The organism is Kocuria sp. CPCC 205261 (assembly GCF_040981025.1).
In the GTDB taxonomy this organism is placed as follows: domain Bacteria; phylum Actinomycetota; class Actinomycetes; order Actinomycetales; family Micrococcaceae; genus Kocuria; species Kocuria marina.
Map to the genome: position 1 here is coordinate 12,368 of NZ_JAVKPU010000004.1, position 21,927 is coordinate 34,294.

Here is a 21,927-nt window from a genome sequence, read left to right on the forward strand (position 1 = left end):
TTGCCCCCGGGTGAGGAGTTGAGTATACGGAGTCTTTTTCGATCCCTCATCTCATCGTCCCTTCCTCCGAACGCGCCCTCTTTCCGGTGCGCGGGAAACTGGTACTCACCTATGATCCTTACCGGACTTGTCATCGGCGCGCTGCTGGGCATCGTCATGCAGCGCGGCCGCTTCTGCGTGACGGGCATGCTGCGGGACATCTTCCTGCAGCGCTCGTGGCGCACGTTCACGGCTCTGCTCGTGGTGATCACGGTGCACGCCGTGGGGCTCGCTGCGCTCACCACCCTCGGGGTGATCTCCCCCGACTACCCCTCGTTCATGCCGTTGGCCGTGGTCGTGGGCGGGTTCATGTTCGGGGTGGGGATCATCCTGGCCGGCGGGTGCGCCTCCGGCACGTGGTACCGCTCCGGCGAGGGCCTCGTGGGCTCGTGGATCGCGCTGGCCATGTACGCGCTGTCCGCGTCCGCCATGAAGACCGGCGTGCTCAAGGGCTTCAACTCCGGCATGAAGCAGTGGGACACCGGGCTCACCACCATCCCCAGTGCCCTGGGCGTCTCCCCGTGGCTGTTCGTGATCGTCCTGGCAGCGGTCACCGGTGTGATGGTGCGCCACTTCCTCAACCGCGAGAAGAACACCGTGAAGCCCGCACGGCTGAACGGCCGTCCCGCATGGAAGAAGCCCCTGCACGTCTACACTGCCGGCGCGCTCGTGGGTCTGATCGGCGTCATCGCATGGCCGCTGTCCGCCGCGACCGGCCGCAACGACGGTCTGGGCATCACCACCCCCACCGCCAACCTGCTGAACTTCCTGGTCACCGGAGCAGACGGGAAGCTGGACTGGGGTGTGATGCTCGTGCTCGGCATCCTGGTGGGCTCGTTCATCGCCGCCAAGTCCACGGGTGAGTTCCGCGTGCGCGTCCCGGACGCCACCACCACGGTGCGCTCCATCGCGGGCGGCCTGCTCATGGGTGTGGGCGCGGCCCTGGCCGGTGGCTGCACAGTGGGCAACGGCATGGTCCAGACCAGCCTGTTCACGTTCCAGGGTTGGATCGCGCTGCTGTTCATCGCCCTGGGCGTGGCCGTGGCCACCAGGATCTGGCTCAAGCCCACCGTTACGCAGCCCGCCACCGGCGAAGACGGCACCTACTCCACTGCTCAGAGCCTGGACCACACGGTGGGCGCCACCGCACCGGACGACAACTCGATCGACGCCGCTCCCACCGCGGGGGCTCCCCGCACCTCGGGTGCGAACGTGTTCTCGGGCTTCGCTGCGGCACCCGTCGCGCTCATGGTCAAGGACCCGGCAGGTGCACCATCGAAGAAGCTCACAGGCCTGGGGGACGGCTACTATGCCCTGGACTCGCTCGGTGCCGTGTGCCCGTTCCCGTTGATCGAGGCCAAGGATGTCATGCAGACCCTTCAGACCGGTGAGCACCTGGTGATCGACTTCGACTGCACCCAGGCCACCGAGGCCATTCCGCAGTGGGCGGCCACGGACGGCCACGAGGTCACCGACTTCGTGGAGAAGGGCGACGCCAGCTGGCAGATCACCCTCAAGAAGGGCTGACCCGACAGGCATCCCGGTTCACGACGCCGCCGCGCCACCTCTGCGCCTCACGCTCCCGCCTGCCGGGGGCCGGGGTTGGGAGGGCGCGGCGGCGGCGTCGTACCACCGGGACAGTGCGGAGCGCGGGCCCCGGGGGGGGGCGAGCGCTCCGGAGGTGTCGTGGTGTGCGCGCCGTGACTCAGGCGCGGGAGTCCTGTCGGGCGCGGTGGCGCATGTCCCGCAGGGCCACGGCCAGGGCGAGGAGCACCACGAGCACCACAACGCCCAGTCCCGCCGCGATGCCCACGGACCAGCCCTGGCCGGCGATCACTCCGTACGCCACCGCGGTGATCATGGCGATGCCCACGGCGGTGCCCACGCGCTGGCCGGTCTGCATCACGCCACCGGCGCTGCCCGCGTACTCGAGTGGCACCTCCGCGAGCGTGAGTGTCTGGTTGGGGCTCACCACGGCGCCCTGGCCGAAACCCACGAAGCCCAGGGTGAGCACGAGCCACCACTCGCTGATGTGCCAAGAGTCGTGCAGCAGGATCACCGCCATGCTCAGCAGCAGGCCCACGACCACGCTGAGCATGCCGAGCACCACGATCTTGCGGCCCATCCGGTTCACGCGGCTGCCGGCCAGGTTGGAGGCCACCGCGCTCGCCAAGGCATTGAGCAGGCCCACGCAACCGGCGGCCAGCGCGGTGTGGCCGAGCCCCTTCTGCATGTAGAGGGTGACAAGCACCCACACGCTCGTGATGCCCAGGAAATACAGCGAGATCAGCAGGGTGCCGTTGAGGAAACTGCTGACCCTGAAGATGTCCAGGTCCACCATGGGCTGGTGCCCAGAGGCCTTGAAGTGCTTCTCCCACGCGATCCACAGGGCCAGGAACATGGCGGCGACCGCGAGCAGGGCCCACACCCACGGGCTCGTGCCGGGGGAGCCGGCCTCGATGAACGGGAGCAGGGTGGCGAGCAGCGCGATGCCCAGGAGCACCGCACCCGTGGGGTCCATCTCCCGCAGGGCGTGGCGGATGGTGGTGCCCTCGGGCCTGCGCAGCAGCGGGCGGGGGAACCAGAGGAACGCGAGCACGAGCGCGACGACGCCCACGGGGACGTTCACCATGAACAGCCACCGCCAGCCCTCGGCCGCGCCGCCCGTCTGGATCAGCAGACCTCCCAGGACGGGGCCGATGGCCACGGAGACACCCACTGCGCTGCCCAGCATTCCGAACGCCTTCCCGCGCTCTGCGCCCTTGAAGTACTGCTGGATCATGGCCACGCCCTGCGGGTTGAGCAGCCCAGAGCCCACACCCTGCACGAAGCGGGCCACGATCAGCATGGTGGGATCCGGTGCCAGGCCCGCGGCGATCGAGGACAGCGTGAAGATGGCCACCCCGAGCATCCACAGGAACCCACGCCCGAACACGTCCCCGGCGCGGCCGCCCGCCACCAGGACCACACCGAAGGTCAGCGCGTAGCCGGAGAGGATCCACTGCAGCTGGGACTCGGAGGCGCCCAGTCCCTCCTGGATGGAGGGCAGCCCCACGTTGATGATGCTCACGGCCACCAGGGACATGAAGATGGCCACGAGCAGCACGGCCAGGATCCGCCACCGCCGCGGATCCGTGCCGTGGGCGTAGCCCCGGTGGGTCTGCGGATCCGGGCGCGGGCTGAGGATGGGCAGCTCGCCGGTTCCCGTGGCCGGGGAGCGTTCGTGCCAGGTCTCGCCGGGGTCCGGATCACGGTGGGGGTCAGAGGTCATGAACGCATTATGGGCCCGGTCTCAGACGCGCTGGGCGATGTTTCCCTGCGGCGGATCGTGCCGGACGCATGCACCCCGGTGCTGTCCCAGTGCCGTCCCGGGGGCGGTTTTGGTGCGCGGGACAGGGGGGCGTCATCCTGGAGGCATGACAGTTGAACTGGTGATCCTGGGCCTGGTGGTCGTGACCGCACTGGCTTTCGACTTCACCAACGGATTCCACGACACCGGCAACGCCATGGCAACATCCATCGCCACCGGTGCGCTCTCACCCAGGACGGCGGTTGCACTGTCCGCGGTGCTGAACCTGGTGGGGGCGTTCCTCTCCGTGGAGGTGGCCACCACGGTGACCAAGGACGTCCTGCTCATCCAGACCTCGGACGGCGGACTGGTTCACGGCCTGGACCCCACTCTCGCGCTGGTGCTGATCTTCTCCGGACTCATCGGCGGCATCCTCTGGAACCTGGCCACCTGGCTGTTCGGTCTGCCCTCCAGCTCGTCGCACGCGCTGTTCGGCGGGCTGATCGGCGCCGGCCTGGCCTCGCTCGGCGTCGCCGGGGTCAACTGGTCCGGTGTGGTCCAGAAAATCCTCGTCCCCGCCGCCCTCGCCCCGTTCATCGCTGGGTGCGTGGCCGCGGTGGGAACGGCGCTCGTCTACCTCATCAGCCGCGCCGCCTCGAACCGCCACAAGGACCGCGGCTTCCGTTGGGGGCAGGTGGGAACAGCGTCGATGGTGTCTCTCGCGCACGGCACGGGTGACGCGCAGAAGACCATGGGCGTGATTGCCCTCGCGCTGATCGCCCACGGGAACCTGAGCGTCCAGGGAATCGAGGACAACGGGCTGCCGCCGTGGATCATCGTCACGTGCGCCGTGGCCATCGCGCTCGGCACCTACCTGGGCGGCTGGCGCGTGATCCGCACCCTGGGCAAGGGACTCGTGGAGATCGAACCGCCGCAGGGCATGGCCGCGGAGGCTTCCTCGGCCGCGATCATCCTCACCTCCAGCCACTTCGGCATGGCGCTGTCGACGACGCACGTGGCCACCGGATCCATCCTCGGTTCGGGCGTCGGCAAGCCCGGGGCACGGGTGCGCTGGGGCGTGGCCGGGCGCATGGTGGTGGGCTGGCTGCTCACCCTCCCCGCCGCGGCCGTGGTGGGTGCGGTGTGCTTCATCATCGCCCGGGCCGTGGGCGGGTTGCCGGGAGCCGTGGTGATCTTCCTGCTCTTGGCGGCGGCGTCCGCGGTGATCTTCCTGCGCTCCCGGCACCAGAAGGTGGACCGGCACAACGTCAATGCCGAGTGGGACGAGAACACCCACTCCGTGGCCCCCGGTGACCCGGACCGGGCCGACACCCAGGAGGTGGCTCGCTCATGATCGCCCAGATGGCGAAATCTGCCCTCGCCGTGTTGCTGGCCGGGCTCTGCTTCGGCGCCGGACTGCCCGCGCTGTTCACGGTGGGCATCGCCCTGTGGAGCCGCGCCACCCTGCCGCCGGGCCCGGACGGCACGGTGCGCAGGAACGCCGTGGCGCTCGCGGGCGCCGTGCTGTGCTTTGCCATCGTGCTCGCCGCCGTGGTGATCGGGGTCCTGTGGATCACCCGGAAGAGCTTGGACCACTACCTAGGGATCTCGGTGTTCGGATGATGACCTTCGACGCGGCGCTGGAGCACCTCCGAGCCGCCTACCCCCAGGGTGTCCCCGAGGACGTGCGCCCCGTTCTGGCGGAGCTGCTCGTGCGCACGGTGGGCTCCCGCCGCGCGGAGCGCCTCCTGGAGGCCCTCGAGCTCCCCAGCCATGACACGCTCGTGGCCGCCTCCGGGTCCGCGGAGCAGCTCGCCGACGTCGCTGCCACCCTCGCGCGCGCCGGCTGGCCCCTCGCCGGGCCGGGTCCGGATGCCCCCGTCCGGCAGCCGGGCTACGTGGCCCGCGCCATGAACTGGCTGCGCGCGGACTACCCCCACGGCGTGCCCGCGCAGGACTACCTCCCGGTCCTGGCGGTGCTGCGCCCGCAGCTCAACGACGAGGACATGGCCGCGATCGCCGAGCAGCTCGCAACGGACGCCCGCACTGAGGGCACCTCCCTCTCCGAGGCGGACGCCCGCGCTGCGATCCACCGGGCCACGGAGGACGAGCCCAAGCCGGAGGAGATGGAGCGCATCCGCGCGATGCTCGCCGCGCACGGCTGGCCGCTGGAGGAGCCGCAGGATCCGGCCGCGGATCCGGGGCAGACCGAGGAGACCCGCTCGTAACCACCTACCAGGGCGCGTCCGCTGAGAAGGCCGGGTGTGTGGGCATCGTCTCGCGCGACGTCGCGCGCATGGGCTACGGCCTGGGGAGCCTGACGCGGGCGGCGTCGTCCGGGGCGGACCGGGACGCCGTGTTCTACGCGAGCAAGGTGGGTGCCCGGCCGCTCCCCGAAGGACCGCGCCCATGACGGCCGCCCCGAAGCCCTCCGAGCTGCCCTATACCGTCCACGAGAACCTGCGCTCGCTCGGCACCGACCACCTGGACGTGGTCTGCCTGCGGCGCATGGACATGCAGCCCGGGCTCGTCATCGAGGACCCCCGCGCACGCGAGATCGCAGAGCAGCTGGGGGTGGCCCCCAACCAGGTGGGACTCGCGTGGGTCCTGGCGCGCTCGCCGCAGTCACTCGTCGTCTCGGGTACGGCCGACCCGGACCACCTTCGCGAGAACGTGGAGGCGGCGGGAGTGCACCTTCCTGCCGAGGTGCTGCGGGAGCTCGACGCCGCGGCATGAGGCGCGCGGGAGTCTCCCGGCGGCGCGGTGCATCTGAGGCGGGAAATGACTGTCCGGTGGCATGGAAGCCGGGCACTTCCCGCCCCAGATGTCGTCGGGGCGGATCAGGAGCGGCGAACCGCGCGGATCAGCCCGGGTTCATCGCCCGCGGCGCGCCCATGCCCGGATCCACCTGCGTGGGGCCGCTGGCGGAGGGGCGGATGTCCACGTCGAAGATCTCCGTGGGCAGATACACCGTGGCGCACGAGTTGGGGATGTCCACCACCCCGGAGAAGCGACCTTCGATGGGGGCGGCGCCCAGCAGCAGGTACGCCTGCTCCTTGGACCAGCCGAACTTGGCGAGGTAGTCGATCGCGTGCAGGATCGCGCGCTGGTAGGACAGGTGGGAGTCCAGGTAGCGCTGCTCGCCGTCGAGCGTGACAGACGTGCCGGAGAACGCGAGCCACTCCGAGTACACCGGACCGTTGCGCCCGGGCATGAAGATGGCGTTCTCGCTCACGCCGTAGGTGTCCATGCCGCCCTTGATCACGTCCACGTGAATGTCGATGAACCCGCCCATCTCGATGCCGCCGCAGAACGTGATCTCACCGTCCCCCTGGGAGAAGTGCAGGTCCCCCATGGAGAGGTTCGCCCCGGACACGTACACCGGGTAGAACACGCGCGAGCCCTTGGTGAAGTTCTTGATGTCCTGGTTGCCGCCGTTCTCGCGCGGGGGAGCCGTGCGGGCGCCCTCGCTGGCCACGCGGTCGAAGTCGGTGCCGGTCAGCGAACCCAGGATCGCGGCGTCGGGTTCGGGTGGCAAAGCCAGCGGGGGCACGCGCTGGGGATCGGTGGCGATCAGATCGCCCTCGCGCTTGTTCCACGTTTTCAGCAGCTCGGAGGACGGCGCGGTGCCCATGAGACCGGGGTGGACCATGCCCGTGAACTTCACGCCGGGGATGTGCCGGGACGTGCACTCGCCGCCGCGGAAGTCCCACACGGCCTTGTAGGCGTCCGGGAACTGGTCCACCAGGAAGCTGCCGCCGTTCTTCTGCGCGAAGATCCCGGTGTAGCCCCAGCCCTGCCCGGCCAGCGGCCCCTCCTCCTGCGGAATGGGCCCCACGTCCAGGATGTCCACGATCAGCAGGTCACCGGGCTCCGCGCCCTCGATCCGGAACGGCCCGGACAGTGCATGCACCCGGTTCAGGGGTGCGTCCCGGATGTCGTCCGCGGAGTCGTCGTTCTTGATGGCGCCGTCGAACCACTCGCGGCAGTCAATGCGGTAGCTCTCGCCACGTTTGAGCGTGGCCACGGGCGGGATGTCCGGGTGCCAGCGGTTGTGGCCGGTCAGCTTCTGCTCGGTGAAGGGCTTGGTCGAGTCCAGCGGGAAAATCACTTCTGGCATGGTCCGTGACCTTTCTGGAGAGCCCCGCGGGCGGTTCCCGCGCGGCAGTGTGGGGAAGCTACGGCCGCGGCAGCTTCGCGTGCCGGGGGTCCCGGGTCACGGCCGGGGCCGCGCCGGGGGCGCCGGGCTGGCGGGGCAGGGATCGGACGACGTCTGGCGCGTCAGCCGTGCGGGCAGCGTCGTCAATCACGCGTGCCCGGGCAGAGTTCGCGCGGGACAGGCCCACGGCGGAGAACACGCGCCGTGCGTCCGCGCCGCACGCGGGACAGTCCTGGGAGCGCGGCACTTGGGCCATGGCGTGGTGGGCGTCGAACGGCCCGCAGGCCTCGCACCGGAACTCGTAGACGGGCATGGACGCTCCCTTCACGCGTGTGAACCACAATACAACCCGGTCTGAGGAGGGGACAGGCCCGGGCGCTGCCCTGCGGGCGGCCCGACGCACAGGGAGAGGTTCTGCCCCCGACAACGCGATATTCAGGGGCAGAACCTCCCCGCAAACGCGGCGTCCCTCACCCTACGTACTGGCTGTGCGCGGGGAGGCACGCGGGCGACGTCGTGCCCCGCCCCGCGCGCTGGTCACGACGTCCGCGGAGATCTCGCCCGCGCGGTGGCGGCGCAGCAGTTCCGGGAACACGTCCGCGGCGTTGCCCACGTACCCCACGGACAGCGCCCGGCGCTCGTTCTTGGCCGCCATGACCTTGGCGAGGGCGGTGTCCAGGTCCGTCTCCACCTCGGCCAGGTAGCGCTTGGACTGGCGGCGCTTGAGGCGCGTCTCGTCCACGTCCACGACGCGGCACGCGCCGCCGTTGAGTGTCACGGCCAGCGGCTGGGCGCCGCCCATGCCGCCGCAGCCGCCGGTGATGGTCAGGGCGCCGGCCAGGGTGGGCTCGGGGATGCGACCCTCCTCGTGCCTCTTGCGGGCGACGGCGTAGAACGTCTCGTAGGTGCCCTGCAGGATGCCCTGCGTGGCGATGTAGATCCAGGACCCGGCCGTCATCTGGCCGTACATCATGAGGCCCTCGTCCTCGAGCTTGCGGAACTCGGGCCACGTGGCCCAGTCGCCCACCAGGTTGGAGTTGGCGATCAGCACGCGCGGGGCCCACTTGTGGGTGCGGAACACGCCCACGGGCTTGCCGGACTGCACCAGAAGGGTCTCGTCCTCCTCGAGCTCCTTGAGGGTCTTGACGATGGCGTCGAACGCCTCCCAGCTGCGGGCCGCGCGGCCGGTTCCGCCGTAGACCACCAGGTCGTCGGGGCGCTCGGCGACCTCCGGGTCCAGGTTGTTCATGAGCATGCGCATGGGGGCTTCGGTCTGCCAGCTCTTGGCGCTGATCTCGGTGCCGCGGGGTGCGCGGACGGGGCGGGCGTTGGGCAGTGCCATGAGGGGTCCTCCAGGTGCGATTCGGTCCTGGGCGTGTGAGGCCGCGGACGGACAATGAGTCCATGGGACCACGGTCGGTGACGGGATCCACGGGTTCTGGAGGGGGTTGTGTCTGGGATGCCAGACAGGGGCGACGGGCGTGAACACGTCAGGTGAGAGGCCCGGCTCTCGGCAAGATCCCATACCGGAGTCACTGCCACGTGAGCCCCATGCGTGCGCCGCTGCGCAGGCCATGGGTTCCCACACGGGCATCGAAGCGGTGGTTCACGAGACGATGGGCACGGAGGTAGCGCGGAGCCACCGAGATGCCGTCACACTGATGCACCGAACCAGGAGGATGCCATGACCACGTACTCGGATGATGATCTTCACGAGCGTCGGGAGTCCATGACGGACATCCTGGCGAGCTGGGACCTCGAGGGAGCGCTGCCCGATGCCGCGGCCATGGACCTGATCCGTGAGTACGTGGCCGGCACGTTCGGATTGGATGAACTGATCCGCAAGATGGCGGATCTCCCGCTGTACCCCGAGCGGGCGGCCTGACGGAGGAAGTTCATCGACTTGTACCTCTAACCGGGCACCGAGGTGCTGCGGAACATCCCTGGTATCCGTGACCCGCGGGCCGCCTCGAAGCGCGAGCGCCGCGAGACGTTGACGCGCCGTCGTGAACTGGAGCGCGACCCGGTGCAGGGCACGTTCGACCTGGCGCACCTGCACGAGACTCACCGGAGGCTCTACCAGGACGTCTGGGAGTGGGCGGGGCAGATCAGGACCGTGGTCCTCGACGTTCCTGCATCCTTCCCGCATCGGGACCGCGTTTAACGGCATCCACGAGACGCTCCGGGAGTCTGGGCTGCTCAACGACCCGAGCATCTCGGACGAGGACTTCATTGAGCAGTCCTCCACCCTGCTGGCGCAGGTCAACTATGTGCACCCGTTCCGTGAGGGCAACGACCGAACGCAGCGGGCCTACCTGGACCAGATCGCCGCACTGTCAGGACGCACCCTGTCGTGGCGGAACATCGGGCGCATCGAGAACGAGCGGGCCTCCATCCGTGCGTCCAGCGAGGGACCGGGGAGCCGTTCAGGCCGCTCATCGAGGAGGTCCTGAAGCCGCCTCTCGACGAAATGTCCCTGCTGGACGAGGCACTGTGCCGGGCAAGCAACCCCGACGGCCGGTGACACGGAACCGATTCGTGCTGTTGCCCTCCTGCAGCCAGAGACCGGGGGTGACGCCGGCGTACTTGCCGTCCGGCAGCCGGGCAGTGCCGATCATGATTCCGTCTGCGGCGTACACGGCCAACGAGGTCGATGGTCCTGGCTTGCGGGGTGCCGTCTGCGCGGGCCAGGCCTGACGTGCCGTGATGCCGTCGCGGCGCTGCCGGTCTACTCGCTGGGGCCCCTATCTTTTTGGCTGAGATAGTAAGTAGCCTGTTGACGGGCGTCGAGGCGTGCAGCGGTCATTTTCGCGCGTTGCTCCAGGACTGATGTCACGACCTCTCTTGTCGCCCGAACGCGCACCACATATTGGCAAAGGGGTCTCCCCATGTTCTTCCACCAGCAAGCTCTGCAGTATCAAGCCAAGCCGAATGAACCCGACGCCGTCTACGCCCGTAAGCTTCAGGAGGTGATCGGCGGCCAATACGGCGAGATCACCGTGGCCATGCAGTACAGCTTCCAGGCCTGGAACGCCCACATCCCGGGCAAATATCGCGATCTGCTCTTCAGCACGGCGGCCGAGGAGTTCGGGCACGTTGAAATGCTCGCCACCATGGTCGCCCAGCTGCTGGAAAAAGCTCCCTTGGGCATTACGACCGACGCCATCCAGGACGACCCGGCTGTCGCTGCGGTGATCGGCGGCACCGACATCCAGCAGGGCATCGTCGCCGGAGCCGGTGCCCGGCCGGTGGACAGCATGGGCAACCCGTGGTCCGCCTCGTACGTGACCGCCAGTGGCAACCTGCTTGCGGACATGACCTCCAACCTCAACGCGGAGATGCAGGGCCGGATCCAGGTGGCCCGGCTGTACCACATGACCGACGACCCGGGGATCCGGGACCTGCTCTCGTTCCTGCTCGCCCGGGACACGATGCACCAGAACCAGTGGGCGGCGGCCGTGCAAGAGCTGAAGGAGTCGGGACTCGAGGAGATGCCGACGCCGAGCAATTTCCCGCAGAACAAGGAAGCCTCCGAGTTCGCTTACACCACCTTCCAGTTCTCCGACGGCGAGAACCTGGCGGACGGCCCGTGGGCCTCCGGCCCGACGCCGGACGGCAAGTCCGAGTTCAGCTACAGCCCGCAGCCGAACCCCGGTGTGCCGATGCCCCCGGTCACGCACCCCGACGCCCGCTTCTACGGCACCACAGAGTTGCCGAACACGGTCGAGAAGATGGCCGGTTCCGTCCAGGACAAGCTCAACCGCGAATAACGGCGGGGCGGTGTGGTGTGGGGCAGGCACCCGGTCTCTGATCGAGTGCCTGCCCCACGGGCACGCCGCGGGCACTTTTCTGCACCGGAAAGCATTGTCGGCATTCACCAGTCGTGGTCGTGTTGCCGCAGGTGGAGCCGGACATCATGCGGTCGGATGGCTCGGATTGTGAACGGGTCGTCGATACCTCGGTCAGCCAACCGAACCTGCACACCAGGACGCCGCAGTGACCGCGTCGGTCGACACCTCCGCGAAAGGCGTCAGGCCCCGCGCCAACGGGGTTCTTTTCCCACTCTTCCCGGGCAACGAGCGGTTTCGCCGCGGCTCCCACGGGCGCAATGAAACCGTCAACGACGGAAGATCCGGCGCCGGGGTGCGGAACCCCCAGTTCAGCATCTTTGGCCGCTGTAGGCGCGGTATTGCGCGATCCGTGCCTGCTGGCTTTCCTCACCCGCGCTCTGCGGAATGACCCGCCGGTGCGGCCCGTCGACCGGGCCGATCGTCGAAGATCGAGCGGGCAACTAGGTGCTGGTCGGCGCCGCCCCGTGCAACCGCCGCGTCAGCGCCTCCGCCGTCCGTCGCACGTGCCCCACCAGCTCCGCCCGCCGCTCGTCGTCGATCTTGTGCGCGAGAAACGTGAGCGCCACCCCCGCCACCGGCAACCCCCGGTGGTCGTGCGCCGCCACCGCCACGGACGCGAAGTTCGGCGTCACATCCCCCTCCTCCACGGCCCAGCCGCGCTCCCGGGTGCGAGAGAGTTCCGCCCGCAGCTGCGTCGCAAAGCTCCTGGACACCGGCAACCCCGTGGTGGTCCTGGGTGGCGGGCACGACACTGCGTGGGGCAGCTACCTGGGCCGCACCCGCTGCAACCGGCTACGGGGTCAGCGCGTGGGCGTGCTGAACCTGGACGCCCACTTCGACCTGCGCCAGGCGGACGAGCCGTCCTCCGGCACCCCGTTCTTGCAGATGGCCCGCGCGGACCAGCAGGCGGGCCGCACGTTCGACTACACCGTGCTGGGTATCAGCGAACCCAACAACACCGGCGTCCTGTTCCGCACCGCGGACGAGCTGGGCGTGGAGTACCTCACGGACGAGCAGTGCCAACCCCGCCACCTCGAGGCCGTCCCGGAGGTCGTGGACCGTCTCGTTGAGCGCGTGGACGCCATCCACCTGAGTATCGACCTGGACGTCCTCCCCGCCGCCGTGGCGCCCGGCGTGAGCGCCCCGGCCGGATACGGTGTTCCCCTGGAGACCATCCAGGCCGTGTGTCACCGCGTGGCCCGCAGCGGCAAACTGGTGCTCGTGGACGTGGTGGAGCTGCTGCCGCGGATGGACGTGGACGGCCGCACCGCCCGCGCCGCCGCGCGCCTCATCACCACCCTGGCCCACGACGCACTGAGCGCCCCACCGACCGGCCCCGCCGGGAACACCACAGGAGAGCGCCATGAGTAGTCCCGCATCCCCGCCGCCCGCACCGCAGCAGGGCGGGGCGGGCCACCCCACGCTGTCCCGCGGGCTGAGCATGCGCCACATCCAGTTCATCGCGCTGGGCTCGGCGATCGGCACCGGGCTGTTCTACGGCTCGGCCACCGCCATCCAGGCGGCCGGACCCTCCGTGATCCTGGCGTACCTGATCGCCGGAGCGGTGGTCTACATGGTCATGCGGGCCCTGGGTGAGATGGCCGTGCGCCACCCCGTCCCTGGTTCTTTCGGCCAGTACGCGGCGCGCTACCTGGGCCCGTTCGCGGGCTTCGTCACGGGCTGGACGTTCGCGTTCGAGATGATCGTGGTGGCCATCGCGGACGTCACCGCGTTCGGCGTGTACATGGGCTTCTGGTTCCCGGACACGCCCCGCTGGATCTGGGTCACGGCCGTCATCCTGTGCATTGCCGCGATCAACACCCGCAACGTGAAGATCCTCGGCGAGATGGAGTTCTGGCTGACCATCATCAAGGTGGGTGCCATCCTGGCGATGATCGGCGGCGGCATCGTGCTCATGGCCCTCGGCGTCTCCTACGCCCCGGGCGAGCCCGTGGGGCTGCAGAACCTGGTGGACCACGGAGGCTTCATGCCCAATGGCCTGGGTGGTCTGCTGGCCGCGCTGTCCGTGGTGGTCTTCGCGTTCGGCGGCATCGAGACCATCGGCATCACCGCGGGTGAGGCCGGCGATCCGGCCCGCTCCATCCCCAAGGCCGTCAACGCCGTGCCCGCCCGCATCCTGCTGTTCTACGTGGGCACCATGGTGGTGCTGATGTCCCTGGTCCCGTGGACCGAGATCACCGGCGAGGCCAGCCCGTTCGTGCAGATCTTCTCCGCCCTGGGTATTCCCGCGGCGGCATCCATCCTCAACGTGGTGATCCCCGAGGACGTGTTCCTGGTGATCGCCTCGATCGCCACGTTCGCCACCGTGTAGGTGTGGCTCATGATCCTGCTCTCGCACATCGCCATGTGCCGCGAGATCGAGCGCAAGAACCGCCCCGAGTCCGCGTTCGAGGTCCCGTTCTGGCCCGTGGCCTCGTGGGCCGCGACCGTCGGCATCCTGTTCGTGATCGTGCTGCTCGGCTGGTTCCCGGACACCCGAGTGGCACTGATCGTGGGCGTCGTGTGGCTCGTGCTCCTGGGTGTGGGCTACCTGCTGTTCGTCAAGGGCGGCGGCCGCAACCGCCCCGACCTGGACGACCACACCGCGCTGATCACCTTGCCCCGCAGCTGATCCCCGCCTGCTGAGAGCCCCGGCCCGTCCGCGAGCCGGGGCTCTCCCGTGCCCGGACGACGACGCCGCACGGCCGGGTCCGCGCGCCCCGTCACGCGCCGCGCCGGGTCACGGGTTCGTCCTCGCGGGGCCGTGCAGCCTGCTGAACGGGGCGCGGCCGCCGTCCGCTCCAGCGCCTGCCCGTGGCGCGCTGGCGCCGCTCCGTGCTCCCTGAGCAGGCCACCCGGGGCACGGCGGCGTCGCGCCCCGGCGGGCTACCGGGCGGACTCCGGGGAGGCGGGGGCAGCGGCATCGTGCGCGGGAGGAAGTGCACTGTCCACGCCCGCGGCCACGAGGGCGACGATTTCCCGCATTCGCTCGAGCACCAGGCGCAGCTCGGCGCGGCCCTGGCGGGCGCGGTTGAGCTCCGCGAGCCCGCTGGTCACGATCATCCGTGCGCCCACGTCCAGAGGCGTAGTGCCGGCGTGCGCGGCGGAGCGGCAGCCCGCGAGCATCCGCGCGATGTGGTTCTCGAGCTTCTCCACCAGCACCAGCACCTCGCGGCGGTGGGGGAGGTCCTCGCCGAAGAGAATCTCCCGCGCGATCCACACGGTGGTCTCCGGCCAGTGCACGGCCATGTCGAAGACCGGGGCGAGTGAGTCCATGATGGCGTCCACCACCGCAGCGGGGGAGCGGTGGCCGGGGTCGGGGGTGGCGTCCAGGGTGTCGTTGATGTGGTCCGCCCAGATGTTCTCGGTGACCATCATCAGCAGCTCCGCCTTGGTGGCGGCGTACTGGAACACGGTGCCCGCGGCCACGTCCGCGCGGGAGGCGACCTCACTCATGGACATCTGCGCGTAGCCCTTCTCGCTCATGAGCGAGCGGGCGGCGGCCAGGATGCGGGCGCGTTTCTGCGCCTTGGCGATCTCGCGGCGCCCGGGGCCGCGCGGGCTCACGCGGGCGGCCACGTGTTCCAGGGGGCGTGCTCTGCGGCGGGGCGTCGGGTTCTGAATTTTCTCCACCAGATAATTGTATTGCACTCAAAATTGAGTATGCTCAATTATGAACGCAGGGAGCGCCAAGGTGACGCCCCCGCGGAAGGAGGAACGACATGCAGTTCACAGCAGGCAACTACGAGGCCTTCATGCGGCCCCGCCCGGCGGAGCACGCACAGGACACCCGCGCGTGGATCGTGGGATCCGGTCTCGCCGGACTCGCGGCGGCAGTGTTCTTGGTCCGGGACGCCGGCGTGCCCGGCGAGAACGTGACTGTGGTGGAGAAGGGCCGGCTGCCCGGCGGTGCCCTGGATGGGCTGGACGTGCCCGAGAAGGGGTTCGTGATCCGCGGCGGGCGTGAGCTCGAGAACCACATGGAGTGCCTGTGGGACATGATGCGCTCCGTGCCGTCCCTGGAGATCGAGGGCGCGTCCGTGCTGGACGAGTTCGCGTGGCTCAACCGGGACGACCCCAACTACTCCCTGCGCCGCGCCACCGTGAAGCAGGGCCAGGACGCGGGCCACAAGGGCAAGTTCGACCTCCCGCAGCGCGCCCAGAAGGACCTCCTGCACATCTTCCTGGCCACGCGTGAGGAGATGGAGGGCAAGCAGATCCAGGAAGTCATGAGCAAGGAGTTCCTGGCTTCCCCGTTCTGGATGTACTGGCGCACCATGTTCGCGTTCGAGGAGTGGCACTCCGCGCTGGAGTTCAAGCTCTACCTTCACCGCTTCGTGCACCACATCGGCGGACTGCCGGACTTCTCCGCGCTGAAGTTCACCAAGTACAACCAGTACGAGTCCTTCGTGCTGCCCCTGATCTCCCACCTCACCGAGCGCGGTGTCACCTTCCAGTACGACACCGATGTCCGCGACATCGACTTCGCCCACCGCAACGGCGAGATCCGTGCCACCGCGATCCACTGGGTGCGCGAGGGCTCCACCGAGACCCAGGAACTGGGTGAGCACGACCTCGTGTTCACCACCATCGGATCCCTCGTGGACAACTCGAACGACGGCGACCACGCCACGGCCGCCACGCTAGACCGCGGCCCCGCCTCGGCCTGGGACCTGTGGAAGCGGATCGCCGCCAAGGACCCGTCGTTCGGGCGCCCCGAGGTGTTCTGCTCATCGATCGACGAGACCAAGTGGGAGTCCGCCACCGTCACCACCTTGGACGAGCGGATCCCCGAGTACATCCGCAAGATCGCGCAGCGGGACCCGTTCAGCGGCCGGGTGGTCACGGGCGGGATCGTCACGGCGGAGGACTCCTCATGGCTGCTCAGCTGGACCGTGAACCGCCAGCCGCACTTCAAGAAGCAGCCGAAGGACCAGGTCGTGGTGTGGGTCTACTCGCTGTTCGTGGACACTCCCGGTGACTTCGTGAAGAAGACCATGGCCGAGTGCACGGGCGAGGAGATCACCCAGGAGTGGCTCTACCACATGGGCGTTCCCGTGGAGGAGATCCCGGAGCTCGCGGCCACCGGCGCCAAGACGGTTCCCGTGATGATGCCGTACGTGACCAGCTTCTTCATGCCCCGCCACGCGGGGGACCGCCCCCGGGTGGTGCCCGAGGGTGCCCGCAACTTCGCGTTCATCGGCCAGTTCGCCGAGACCGGCCGCGACTGCATCTTCACCACCGAGTACTCGGTGCGCACCGGCATGGAGGCCGTGTACCAGCTCATGGGCGTGGAGCGCGGAGTTCCCGAGACGTGGGGCAGCACCTACGACGTGCGCGTGCTGCTCGAGGGCCTCACCCGGCTGCGGGACGGCGAGAAGGTCCGGGTCCCCGGGCCGGAACCGCTGCGCAAGCGGCTGCGTCGTCGTCTGGAGAACGGCGAGGTGGGAGAGCTTCTCGAGGAGTACGGCGTGCTGTGATCCTCAGCGCGGGCTGAGCGACCCTGCACGGGTGCACCCGGAAGCCGTCACAGTACGTGGCACAGATTCTGGGCCAGCATGTGCAGGGTCTTCGTGTCCCTGGGGGACATGTCCAGCTCGTCCAGCAGCTGGCGCTGCATCCCCGCGGCCGGTTCCTGCAGGGCACGCCCGGCGTCCGTGAGAGAGATGACCACCGAGCGTTCGTCCTGCTCGCTGCGGCGGCGGGTCACGAAGCCCGCCGCCTCCAGGCGGCGCAGCAGCGGGGAGAGGGTGCCGCTGTCCAGGGCGAGGGTCTCGCCCAGCTGGCGGACCGAGCGGTGGTCCTGCTCCCATAGCACGAGCATCACCAGGTACTGCGGGTAGGTCAGCCCGATGGCCTTGAGAGGTTCACGGTACGCGCTGGTCACCTTGCGCGAGGCGGTGTACAGCGCGAAGCACAGCTGCGTGTCCAGGCGGAACTCGGGATCCATGCCCACCATGGTACGGGAGGCGCCCACCACGGCGGGGTTGTGGAACAACGAGGACACGTCGCGTATAGCTATGGCCCAGCTCACAGGGTGTCCTCATCCTTCCGCTCTGTCCTTCCCCCAACAGCACGGAGACCCTGGTGCCGGAGCATGACCACGACCGTACGTCCACGCCGGCCGGAGGATCCTCGGTGACCGCAGCCACCGCCGCGCTGGCTGCTCCGGTCTTCTGGTGGCACCGATGATGGCGGTCATGCTCACCGGTCAGCGGATCATGCTGATCATCACCCAGTGGCTGGTGTACCCGCTGACCCTGATCTTGCTGGGCGTGACCCTGTACCCGATTCCCACGTGGAACTTCAGTGCGTTCCGGGGTGTGCCCTCCGCCGGGGACTTCCTGATGTCCGTGTGGATGATCATCCCGGTGCTTACGTTCGCGTTCAACCACTCGCCGGCCATCTCCCAGTTCTCCGTGGCCATGAAGCACGAGTACGGGGACCGCGCGAGCGGGCCTCCGTGGCGGCGTTCATCTTCATCACGGGTTGGATCGCAGCCGTGGCCACCCCGAGCATCCTGTCGCTGATCGAGTCCCTCGCCGGGCCCGTGATCGCCGTGATCCTGTACCTCATGCCGATGCACGCCATCCATCGGATCCCCGCTTTCGCGCCGTACCGTGGTAAGGCCTCCAACGTGTTCGTCACGGTGGCCGGGCTGGTCGCGGTCAGCGGGATCGTCTACGGCCTGGTCCCCTGACCCGTCCCGCCACGGAGTGCGGTCCGCGGTCTCACTGACCCGGAGCTCCACCCCCACCCGCGGCACCCGGACCGGCTCCGCCACCGGGAGCCGCGGCGTTCTGCGGCGCGGTGCTGGTGTCCACGGGCACGTCGATGGTAAGGGTGTACCCCGTGGCCACGCTGCCCGAGACCTTCGGCATCTGCATGTCCACCCCGTCCGAGAAGACGTTGTCCGTCTCCAGGGTGACCTGGGACATGTTCGTGGCGGAGTCCGGGTAGCGGGAGTCCTTGTAGACCGCGGTGGCCATTGCCTGCGGGATCGCGATCTGCGAGGTCAGCACCGCGTTGGTGGCGTCCGTGATCGAGCCGATGTCTGGGAAGACCTCGAAGTGGATGTGCGGCCAGCGGCCCGCGTAGCAGCCCGGGACGATCGACGTGAAGGTGACCTTGCCGTCGTCGCCCACCACCTGGACGCCGCGCAGGTACGTCTCGTCCTCCACGCCCTCCGAGTACATGGAGTAGTTGCCGTCCGGGTCGCAGTGCCACACGTACACGGCCGCGCCCGTCATGGGACCGTTGTCCTTGACCATGTCCACGATGTTCATCGTCAGGGTCATGGCTACGCCGTCCACCGCGGCGCCGCCGTCGATGCTCGCGGTGATGTTGCTGCGCTCCACCCCGGAGACGTCCAGCGCGTCCGCACCGTTGGAGCCGTCACCGGGGTAGGGCCCAGCGGTCTCCTGCGGCATCTCCTCGCCGTAGGTCTTGGAGGGCGATGGCGTGGCGCTCGCGGTCTCGGACGCCGATGCCGTCGCGGAGGCGGAACTGGACGAGCTCGACGTCGTGGTGCCCGTGCACGCCGCCAGTGCGAAGACGCTCGCGCCGGCCCCGAAGATGCCGAGCGCGCGGCGGCGGTCGATCAGCGTTCCGAGGTCGAAAGCGAGGCCCTGGTCCTCCACGTCCTCGTGGGGACGGTCCAGGACCCGTCCCTCGAACGTGCCGGCTGCGGGTGCGGAGAGGGCACCGGAGGCGTCGTGACCCTCATCGCGGGGGTGGCCGGTGTCAGGGCCGCCGGTGTCGCGGTGCCCGGGGTGGTGGCGGCCCGCGTGGTCGCGGTCGGTGCTCTGCGACTGCATGGCGCAGGTCTCGGAGGTGGCCGGGTAGGTGCGGATGCCGCGGCGTCGACGGATCGGGTTCATTACATGCTCCTTCGGAAGGCGCTCAGTGGCGCGTCGAACCCCCGACGCTACGGAGCCGGGCTGGATCCACGGTCCGACCGGCCTGTGCTGCGCGTGGGGTGTGCTTGTGCCGGGGCTGTGGATTGACGGGGAGCAGGCTCCGGGCCCCGCGCAGTGCCGGACGGCCGGGGAGGCCGTGCGTGACGTCGTCCGCAAAACCGGTGCGGACCGCGTGCCGTGGGACCGGCGCTACGGCGGGCTGTTGCCGTAGGTCCGACGCTCAGGGCGATCGTGGTGCGCAGCAGCCCCAGGGCCGGCGCGGCCAGTGCCACGATCAGCCACACGGCGCCGCGGGGTGCGAGGGAGTCAGACGTGTTGCGCACGGCGCCGATGCCACACAGGCCGGTGCCCGGTCCCTTCTCACCGGTGGGTGTGCCAGGCTGACAGGTGTCCCTTGACCGGCCCGGAATCCGGCACGTCCCACGCACGTCCCATCGAGGAGTTCGCATGACCACCGTGGTGCTGTTCCGCGACGACCTGCGGGTCACCGACCACCCCGCCCTGCACGAGGCGGTGTCCCACGGTGAGCCTGTGGTGTGCCTCTACGTGCTGGACGAGGAATCCCCGGGCATCCGGCCCCTCGGGGGTGCAGCGAAGTGGTGGCTGCATCACTCCCTCACGTCGCTGGCGGCGGATCTCGCCGCCCTGGGGACGCCCCTGACACTGCGGCGAGGGGCGGCGGGGGAGGTCGTGCGCGACGTCGTCCGCGAAACCGGTGCGGACCGTGTGCTGTGGAACCGGCGCTACGGCGGGCCCGAGCGCGCGGTGGACGCCGGGCTCAAGGACTGGGCCGGGGAGAACGGGGTGGAGGCGCACTCCTACGCCGGGAACCTGATGTTCGAACCGTGGGCCATCACCACGCAGGCCGGTGACCCCTACCGGGTGTTCACCCCGTTCTGGCGCGCGTGCACGAGCGGGCCGCCGCCGCGTGAACCGTATCCGGCGCCGTCGTCCGTGGTGCCCGCCGAGCCCACCCCTGCCTCCGACGCCCTCGAGGACTGGGGGCTCCTACCTACCGCGCCGGACTGGTCGGCAGGGCTGGCCCGCACGTGGACCGTGGGCGAGCGCGCGGCCCACGACCGCCTCGACGACTTCCTCGACGAGCGCCTGCCCACCTACACGCAGGACCGGGACGTCCCGGCGAAACCGGCGACGTCGGGCCTGTCTCCGCACCTGCGCTGGGGGGAGATCAGCCCGCACACCGTGTGGTACAGGGCGCTGTCCGGCGCGGAGAACCCGGGGAAGTTCCTCACCGAACTGGGATGGCGGGAGTACGCCTGGTACAACCTCTACATCCACCCGGACATGGCCACCCGCCCCATCAACCCCAAATTCGAGCGCTTCCCATGGCCTCCGCTGGACGACGACGCGCTCGCCGCGTGGCAGCGCGGGCGCACGGGGATCCCCCTGGTGGACGCGGGCATGCACGAACTATGGGAGACCGGGACCATGCAGAACCGGGTGCGCATGGTGACCGCGTCTCTATTGGCCAAGAACCTGCTGATCGACTGGCGGCTGGGGGAGCAGTGGTTCTGGGACACCCTCGTGGACGCGGACCCCGCCTCGAACCCTCACAACTGGCAGTGGGTGGCCGGTTCCGGGACCGACGCCGCGCCCTACTTCCGGATCTTCAACCCCGAGACCCAGCAGAAGAAATTCGACCCGGACTTCGTGTACGTGGACCGCTGGAACGGGCGGCAGGAGGGCGTGGAATCCATCGTGGACCTCAAGGCTTCCCGCGCCAACGCCCTGGAGCTGTTCAAGACCCTGTGAACCTCGCACGCTCCACGCCTACGCTGGCCCCATGAAGATCGCCGTGCTGGGTGCCAGCGGGAGTTTCGGGTCCGACGTCGCCGACCTCCTCGAGGCCGACGGCCACATCGTGGTGCGGGCGAGCCGCCGCACGGGGGTGGACGTCGTGGCCGGTCGGGGGTTGTTGCAGGCCTTGGCGGGTGTGGACGTGGTCGTGGACGCTTTGCACATCAATACGTTCGGTGCCCGCAAGTCCGTCCCGTTCTTCACGCGGGCCGCGTCCCAGACCGTTAAGGCGGCGCGCGAGCGGGGCGTGGGCCGGATCGTGTGCCTGTCCATCGCGGGTGCCGTGGATCCGCGGGTCAACGGCGGTTTCGGCTACTACAAGGGCAAGGCCGCGCAGGAAAGCGTGTACCAGCAGGCGGGGATCCCCTCCACCACGGTGCGCTCGACCCAGTGGTTCGATTTCATTCCCGCAACCACCGGCCTGGTCGCCCGCGGCCCGGTGGCCCTGGTGCCCACCCTTCTCATGGCGCCCGCGCGGCGCGAGGAGGTCGCACGGTTCGTCACCGAGGTCGCCACCACCCATCGCGAGGCACGTCACGAGATCCTCGCGGTGCGCGGCCCGGAGGTGGACACCATGGCGAACTTCGCGCGCCGCATCCTCGCGGCCGGCGGTGACCTCGCGGGCCGCACGCCCAGTGTGCTGAAGGAAGCGCCGCTGCTCGGCCGGGCGATCGCCCACGGTGGCCTGATCCCACAGGACGCGTTCGTCACCTCGCAGCGCTTCGACGAGTGGTTGCGGACGGAGCACTGAGAGGCGGCACCGCAGCGGCCCGTCGTGTGACGGATCGATGTCGCGAGGACCGCTATCTCGCCGTCGTCAGAGCATGGTGCGGGGGCCTCTAGTGTGCTGGA

General features: G+C 69.4%; 24 protein-coding genes and 2 pseudogenes. 18 read left to right on the top strand and 8 right to left on the bottom strand.

Annotated features, from left to right (window positions below; all coding sequences use genetic code 11):
- Positions 1–111: 111 nt before the first annotated feature.
- Complete coding sequence (locus tag RF646_RS05485; RefSeq protein WP_368835415.1) at positions 112–1,566, top strand: YeeE/YedE thiosulfate transporter family protein; 1,455 nt, start codon at positions 112–114, stop codon at positions 1,564–1,566.
- 178 nt (positions 1,567–1,744) lie between these two features.
- Here the strand turns inward: RF646_RS05485 and RF646_RS05490 are convergent, their stop codons facing one another.
- Complete coding sequence (locus RF646_RS05490) at positions 1,745–3,310, bottom strand: MFS transporter (protein ID WP_368835416.1); 1,566 nt, start codon at positions 3,308–3,310, stop codon at positions 1,745–1,747.
- 145 nt (positions 3,311–3,455) lie between these two features.
- Here RF646_RS05490 and RF646_RS05495 point away from each other — a divergent pair, with 145 nt between their 5' ends.
- The 5 genes from RF646_RS05495 to RF646_RS05515 are packed head-to-tail and all read left to right on the top strand — an operon-like array spanning position 3,456 to position 6,064.
- Positions 3,456–4,682 carry an inorganic phosphate transporter gene (locus tag RF646_RS05495; RefSeq protein ID WP_085106897.1) on the top strand — a complete coding sequence of 409 codons (1,227 nt, stop codon included), beginning with the start codon at positions 3,456–3,458 and terminating at the stop codon, positions 4,680–4,682.
- Complete coding sequence (locus RF646_RS05500) at positions 4,679–4,951, top strand: hypothetical protein (RefSeq protein WP_085106896.1); 273 nt, start codon at positions 4,679–4,681, stop codon at positions 4,949–4,951. The genes RF646_RS05495 and RF646_RS05500 overlap by 4 nt, the downstream gene beginning before the upstream one ends.
- Positions 4,948–5,556: a DUF3349 domain-containing protein gene (locus RF646_RS05505; RefSeq protein ID WP_368835417.1), complete on the top strand. Its 609-nt coding sequence runs from the start codon at positions 4,948–4,950 to the stop codon at positions 5,554–5,556. The genes RF646_RS05500 and RF646_RS05505 overlap by 4 nt, the downstream gene beginning before the upstream one ends.
- A gap of 38 nt (positions 5,557–5,594) precedes the next feature.
- Positions 5,595–5,741: a hypothetical protein gene (locus RF646_RS05510; protein ID WP_368835418.1), complete on the top strand. Its 147-nt coding sequence runs from the start codon at positions 5,595–5,597 to the stop codon at positions 5,739–5,741.
- A complete protein-coding gene (locus RF646_RS05515; RefSeq protein ID WP_368835419.1) occupies positions 5,738–6,064 on the top strand; it encodes an aldo/keto reductase in 327 nt (108 codons plus the stop codon). Before RF646_RS05510 ends, RF646_RS05515 begins: the two co-directional genes overlap by 4 nt.
- Positions 6,065–6,191: 127 nt before the next feature.
- On the opposite strand, the gene fmdA is transcribed toward RF646_RS05515, so the two are convergent.
- The 3 genes and pseudogenes from fmdA to RF646_RS05530 all read right to left on the bottom strand — a co-directional run.
- Complete coding sequence (fmdA, locus tag RF646_RS05520) at positions 6,192–7,448, bottom strand: formamidase (RefSeq protein WP_368835420.1); 1,257 nt, start codon at positions 7,446–7,448, stop codon at positions 6,192–6,194.
- A gap of 58 nt (positions 7,449–7,506) precedes the next feature.
- A complete protein-coding gene (locus tag RF646_RS05525; protein WP_064845445.1) occupies positions 7,507–7,800 on the bottom strand; it encodes an FmdB family zinc ribbon protein in 294 nt (97 codons plus the stop codon).
- 222 nt (positions 7,801–8,022) lie between these two features.
- A pseudogene (locus RF646_RS05530) lies at positions 8,023–8,829 on the bottom strand (urocanate hydratase); the annotation flags it as partial.
- Positions 8,830–9,171: 342 nt separating this feature from the next.
- On the opposite strand from RF646_RS05530, the gene RF646_RS05535 reads away from it, so the two are divergent.
- The 4 genes from RF646_RS05535 to RF646_RS05550 all read left to right on the top strand — a co-directional run bounded on the left by RF646_RS05535 (position 9,172) and on the right by RF646_RS05550 (position 11,257).
- Positions 9,172–9,372 (top strand): antitoxin VbhA family protein, encoded by a 201-nt coding sequence (locus RF646_RS05535; protein ID WP_110919795.1) that lies wholly within the window; start codon positions 9,172–9,174, stop codon positions 9,370–9,372.
- A 42-nt stretch (positions 9,373–9,414) separates the two neighbouring features.
- The gene (locus tag RF646_RS05540; RefSeq protein ID WP_368835512.1) at positions 9,415–9,651 is read left to right on the top strand and encodes a hypothetical protein; all 237 of its coding nucleotides are present in this window, start codon (positions 9,415–9,417) and stop codon (positions 9,649–9,651) included.
- 4 nt (positions 9,652–9,655) lie between these two features.
- Positions 9,656–9,940, top strand: a complete 285-nt coding sequence (locus tag RF646_RS05545) for a Fic family protein (RefSeq protein WP_368835508.1) — start codon at positions 9,656–9,658, stop codon at positions 9,938–9,940.
- A gap of 435 nt (positions 9,941–10,375) precedes the next feature.
- On the top strand, positions 10,376–11,257 hold the full coding sequence (locus RF646_RS05550) for a manganese catalase family protein (RefSeq protein ID WP_085106889.1): 882 nt from the start codon (positions 10,376–10,378) through the stop codon (positions 11,255–11,257).
- A gap of 521 nt (positions 11,258–11,778) precedes the next feature.
- On the opposite strand, the gene RF646_RS05555 is transcribed toward RF646_RS05550, so the two are convergent.
- On the bottom strand, positions 11,779–11,985 hold the full coding sequence (locus RF646_RS05555) for an IclR family transcriptional regulator C-terminal domain-containing protein (RefSeq protein ID WP_240919013.1): 207 nt from the start codon (positions 11,983–11,985) through the stop codon (positions 11,779–11,781).
- Between RF646_RS05555 and RF646_RS05560 the strand changes: the two genes are divergently transcribed.
- Positions 11,894–12,709 (top strand): arginase family protein, encoded by an 816-nt coding sequence (locus RF646_RS05560; RefSeq protein ID WP_367403059.1) that lies wholly within the window; start codon positions 11,894–11,896, stop codon positions 12,707–12,709. The two genes, RF646_RS05555 and RF646_RS05560, sit on opposite strands and share 92 nt — an antisense overlap.
- Positions 12,702–13,970, top strand: a pseudogene (locus RF646_RS05565) (amino acid permease). Before RF646_RS05560 ends, RF646_RS05565 begins: the two are co-directional and overlap by 8 nt.
- Positions 13,971–14,224: 254 nt before the next feature.
- Here the strand turns inward: RF646_RS05565 and RF646_RS05570 are convergent.
- Positions 14,225–14,971 (bottom strand): helix-turn-helix domain-containing protein, encoded by a 747-nt coding sequence (locus RF646_RS05570; protein WP_367403057.1) that lies wholly within the window; start codon positions 14,969–14,971, stop codon positions 14,225–14,227.
- A gap of 89 nt (positions 14,972–15,060) precedes the next feature.
- On the opposite strand from RF646_RS05570, the gene RF646_RS05575 reads away from it, so the two are divergent.
- Positions 15,061–16,818, top strand: a complete 1,758-nt coding sequence (locus tag RF646_RS05575) for an oleate hydratase (RefSeq protein WP_368835421.1) — start codon at positions 15,061–15,063, stop codon at positions 16,816–16,818.
- Positions 16,819–16,865: 47 nt separating this feature from the next.
- Here RF646_RS05575 and RF646_RS05580 read toward each other — a convergent pair whose 3' ends face one another.
- The gene (locus RF646_RS05580) at positions 16,866–17,297 is read right to left on the bottom strand and encodes a MarR family winged helix-turn-helix transcriptional regulator (protein WP_286738714.1); all 432 of its coding nucleotides are present in this window, start codon (positions 17,295–17,297) and stop codon (positions 16,866–16,868) included.
- A gap of 220 nt (positions 17,298–17,517) precedes the next feature.
- On the opposite strand from RF646_RS05580, the gene RF646_RS05585 reads away from it, so the two are divergent.
- Both RF646_RS05585 and RF646_RS05590 read left to right on the top strand, forming a co-directional pair.
- Positions 17,518–17,868: a hypothetical protein gene (locus tag RF646_RS05585; protein WP_368835422.1), complete on the top strand. Its 351-nt coding sequence runs from the start codon at positions 17,518–17,520 to the stop codon at positions 17,866–17,868.
- Entirely contained in the window at positions 17,841–18,038 is a 198-nt protein-coding gene (locus RF646_RS05590; RefSeq protein WP_064845438.1) for a hypothetical protein, read from the top strand. The genes RF646_RS05585 and RF646_RS05590 overlap by 28 nt, the downstream gene beginning before the upstream one ends.
- A 31-nt stretch (positions 18,039–18,069) precedes the next feature.
- Here RF646_RS05590 and RF646_RS05595 read toward each other — a convergent pair whose 3' ends face one another.
- Positions 18,070–19,218 (bottom strand): 3,4-dioxygenase subunit beta, encoded by a 1,149-nt coding sequence (locus RF646_RS05595; RefSeq protein WP_368835423.1) that lies wholly within the window; start codon positions 19,216–19,218, stop codon positions 18,070–18,072.
- Between the two features lie 25 nt (positions 19,219–19,243).
- Between RF646_RS05595 and RF646_RS05600 the strand changes: the two genes are divergently transcribed.
- From RF646_RS05600 to RF646_RS05610, 3 genes are all read left to right on the top strand, one after another.
- Positions 19,244–19,468, top strand: a complete 225-nt coding sequence (locus RF646_RS05600; protein WP_368835424.1) for a hypothetical protein — start codon at positions 19,244–19,246, stop codon at positions 19,466–19,468.
- Between the two features lie 236 nt (positions 19,469–19,704).
- A complete protein-coding gene (locus RF646_RS05605) occupies positions 19,705–21,030 on the top strand; it encodes a deoxyribodipyrimidine photo-lyase (protein WP_368835425.1) in 1,326 nt (441 codons plus the stop codon).
- A gap of 31 nt (positions 21,031–21,061) precedes the next feature.
- Positions 21,062–21,826 carry an SDR family oxidoreductase gene (locus RF646_RS05610; RefSeq protein WP_368835426.1) on the top strand — a complete coding sequence of 255 codons (765 nt, stop codon included), beginning with the start codon at positions 21,062–21,064 and terminating at the stop codon, positions 21,824–21,826.
- Positions 21,827–21,927: the final 101 nt, after the last annotated feature.

Bases quoted from the DNA above. Each gene is read 5' to 3' on its own strand.
- RF646_RS05505 (WP_368835417.1), top strand. From the start codon at position 4,948: ATGATGACCTTCGACGCGGCGCTGGAGCACCTCCGAGCCGCCTACCCC.
- RF646_RS05515 (WP_368835419.1), top strand. From the start codon at position 5,738: ATGACGGCCGCCCCGAAGCCCTCCGAGCTGCCCTATACCGTCCACGAG.
- RF646_RS05500 (WP_085106896.1), top strand. From the start codon at position 4,679: ATGATCGCCCAGATGGCGAAATCTGCCCTCGCCGTGTTGCTGGCCGGG.
- RF646_RS05575 (WP_368835421.1), top strand. From the start codon at position 15,061: ATGCAGTTCACAGCAGGCAACTACGAGGCCTTCATGCGGCCCCGCCCG.
- RF646_RS05490 (WP_368835416.1), bottom strand. From the start codon at position 3,310: ATGACCTCTGACCCCCACCGTGATCCGGACCCCGGCGAGACCTGGCAC.
- RF646_RS05485 (WP_368835415.1), top strand. From the start codon at position 112: ATGATCCTTACCGGACTTGTCATCGGCGCGCTGCTGGGCATCGTCATG.
- RF646_RS05535 (WP_110919795.1), top strand. From the start codon at position 9,172: ATGACCACGTACTCGGATGATGATCTTCACGAGCGTCGGGAGTCCATG.
- RF646_RS05495 (WP_085106897.1), top strand. From the start codon at position 3,456: ATGACAGTTGAACTGGTGATCCTGGGCCTGGTGGTCGTGACCGCACTG.
- RF646_RS05580 (WP_286738714.1), bottom strand. From the start codon at position 17,297: ATGGTGGGCATGGATCCCGAGTTCCGCCTGGACACGCAGCTGTGCTTC.
- RF646_RS05595 (WP_368835423.1), bottom strand. From the start codon at position 19,218: ATGAACCCGATCCGTCGACGCCGCGGCATCCGCACCTACCCGGCCACC.
- RF646_RS05550 (WP_085106889.1), top strand. From the start codon at position 10,376: ATGTTCTTCCACCAGCAAGCTCTGCAGTATCAAGCCAAGCCGAATGAA.
- fmdA (WP_368835420.1), bottom strand. From the start codon at position 7,448: ATGCCAGAAGTGATTTTCCCGCTGGACTCGACCAAGCCCTTCACCGAG.
- RF646_RS05525 (WP_064845445.1), bottom strand. From the start codon at position 7,800: ATGCCCGTCTACGAGTTCCGGTGCGAGGCCTGCGGGCCGTTCGACGCC.
- RF646_RS05610 (WP_368835426.1), top strand. From the start codon at position 21,062: ATGAAGATCGCCGTGCTGGGTGCCAGCGGGAGTTTCGGGTCCGACGTC.
- RF646_RS05605 (WP_368835425.1), top strand. From the start codon at position 19,705: ATGACCACCGTGGTGCTGTTCCGCGACGACCTGCGGGTCACCGACCAC.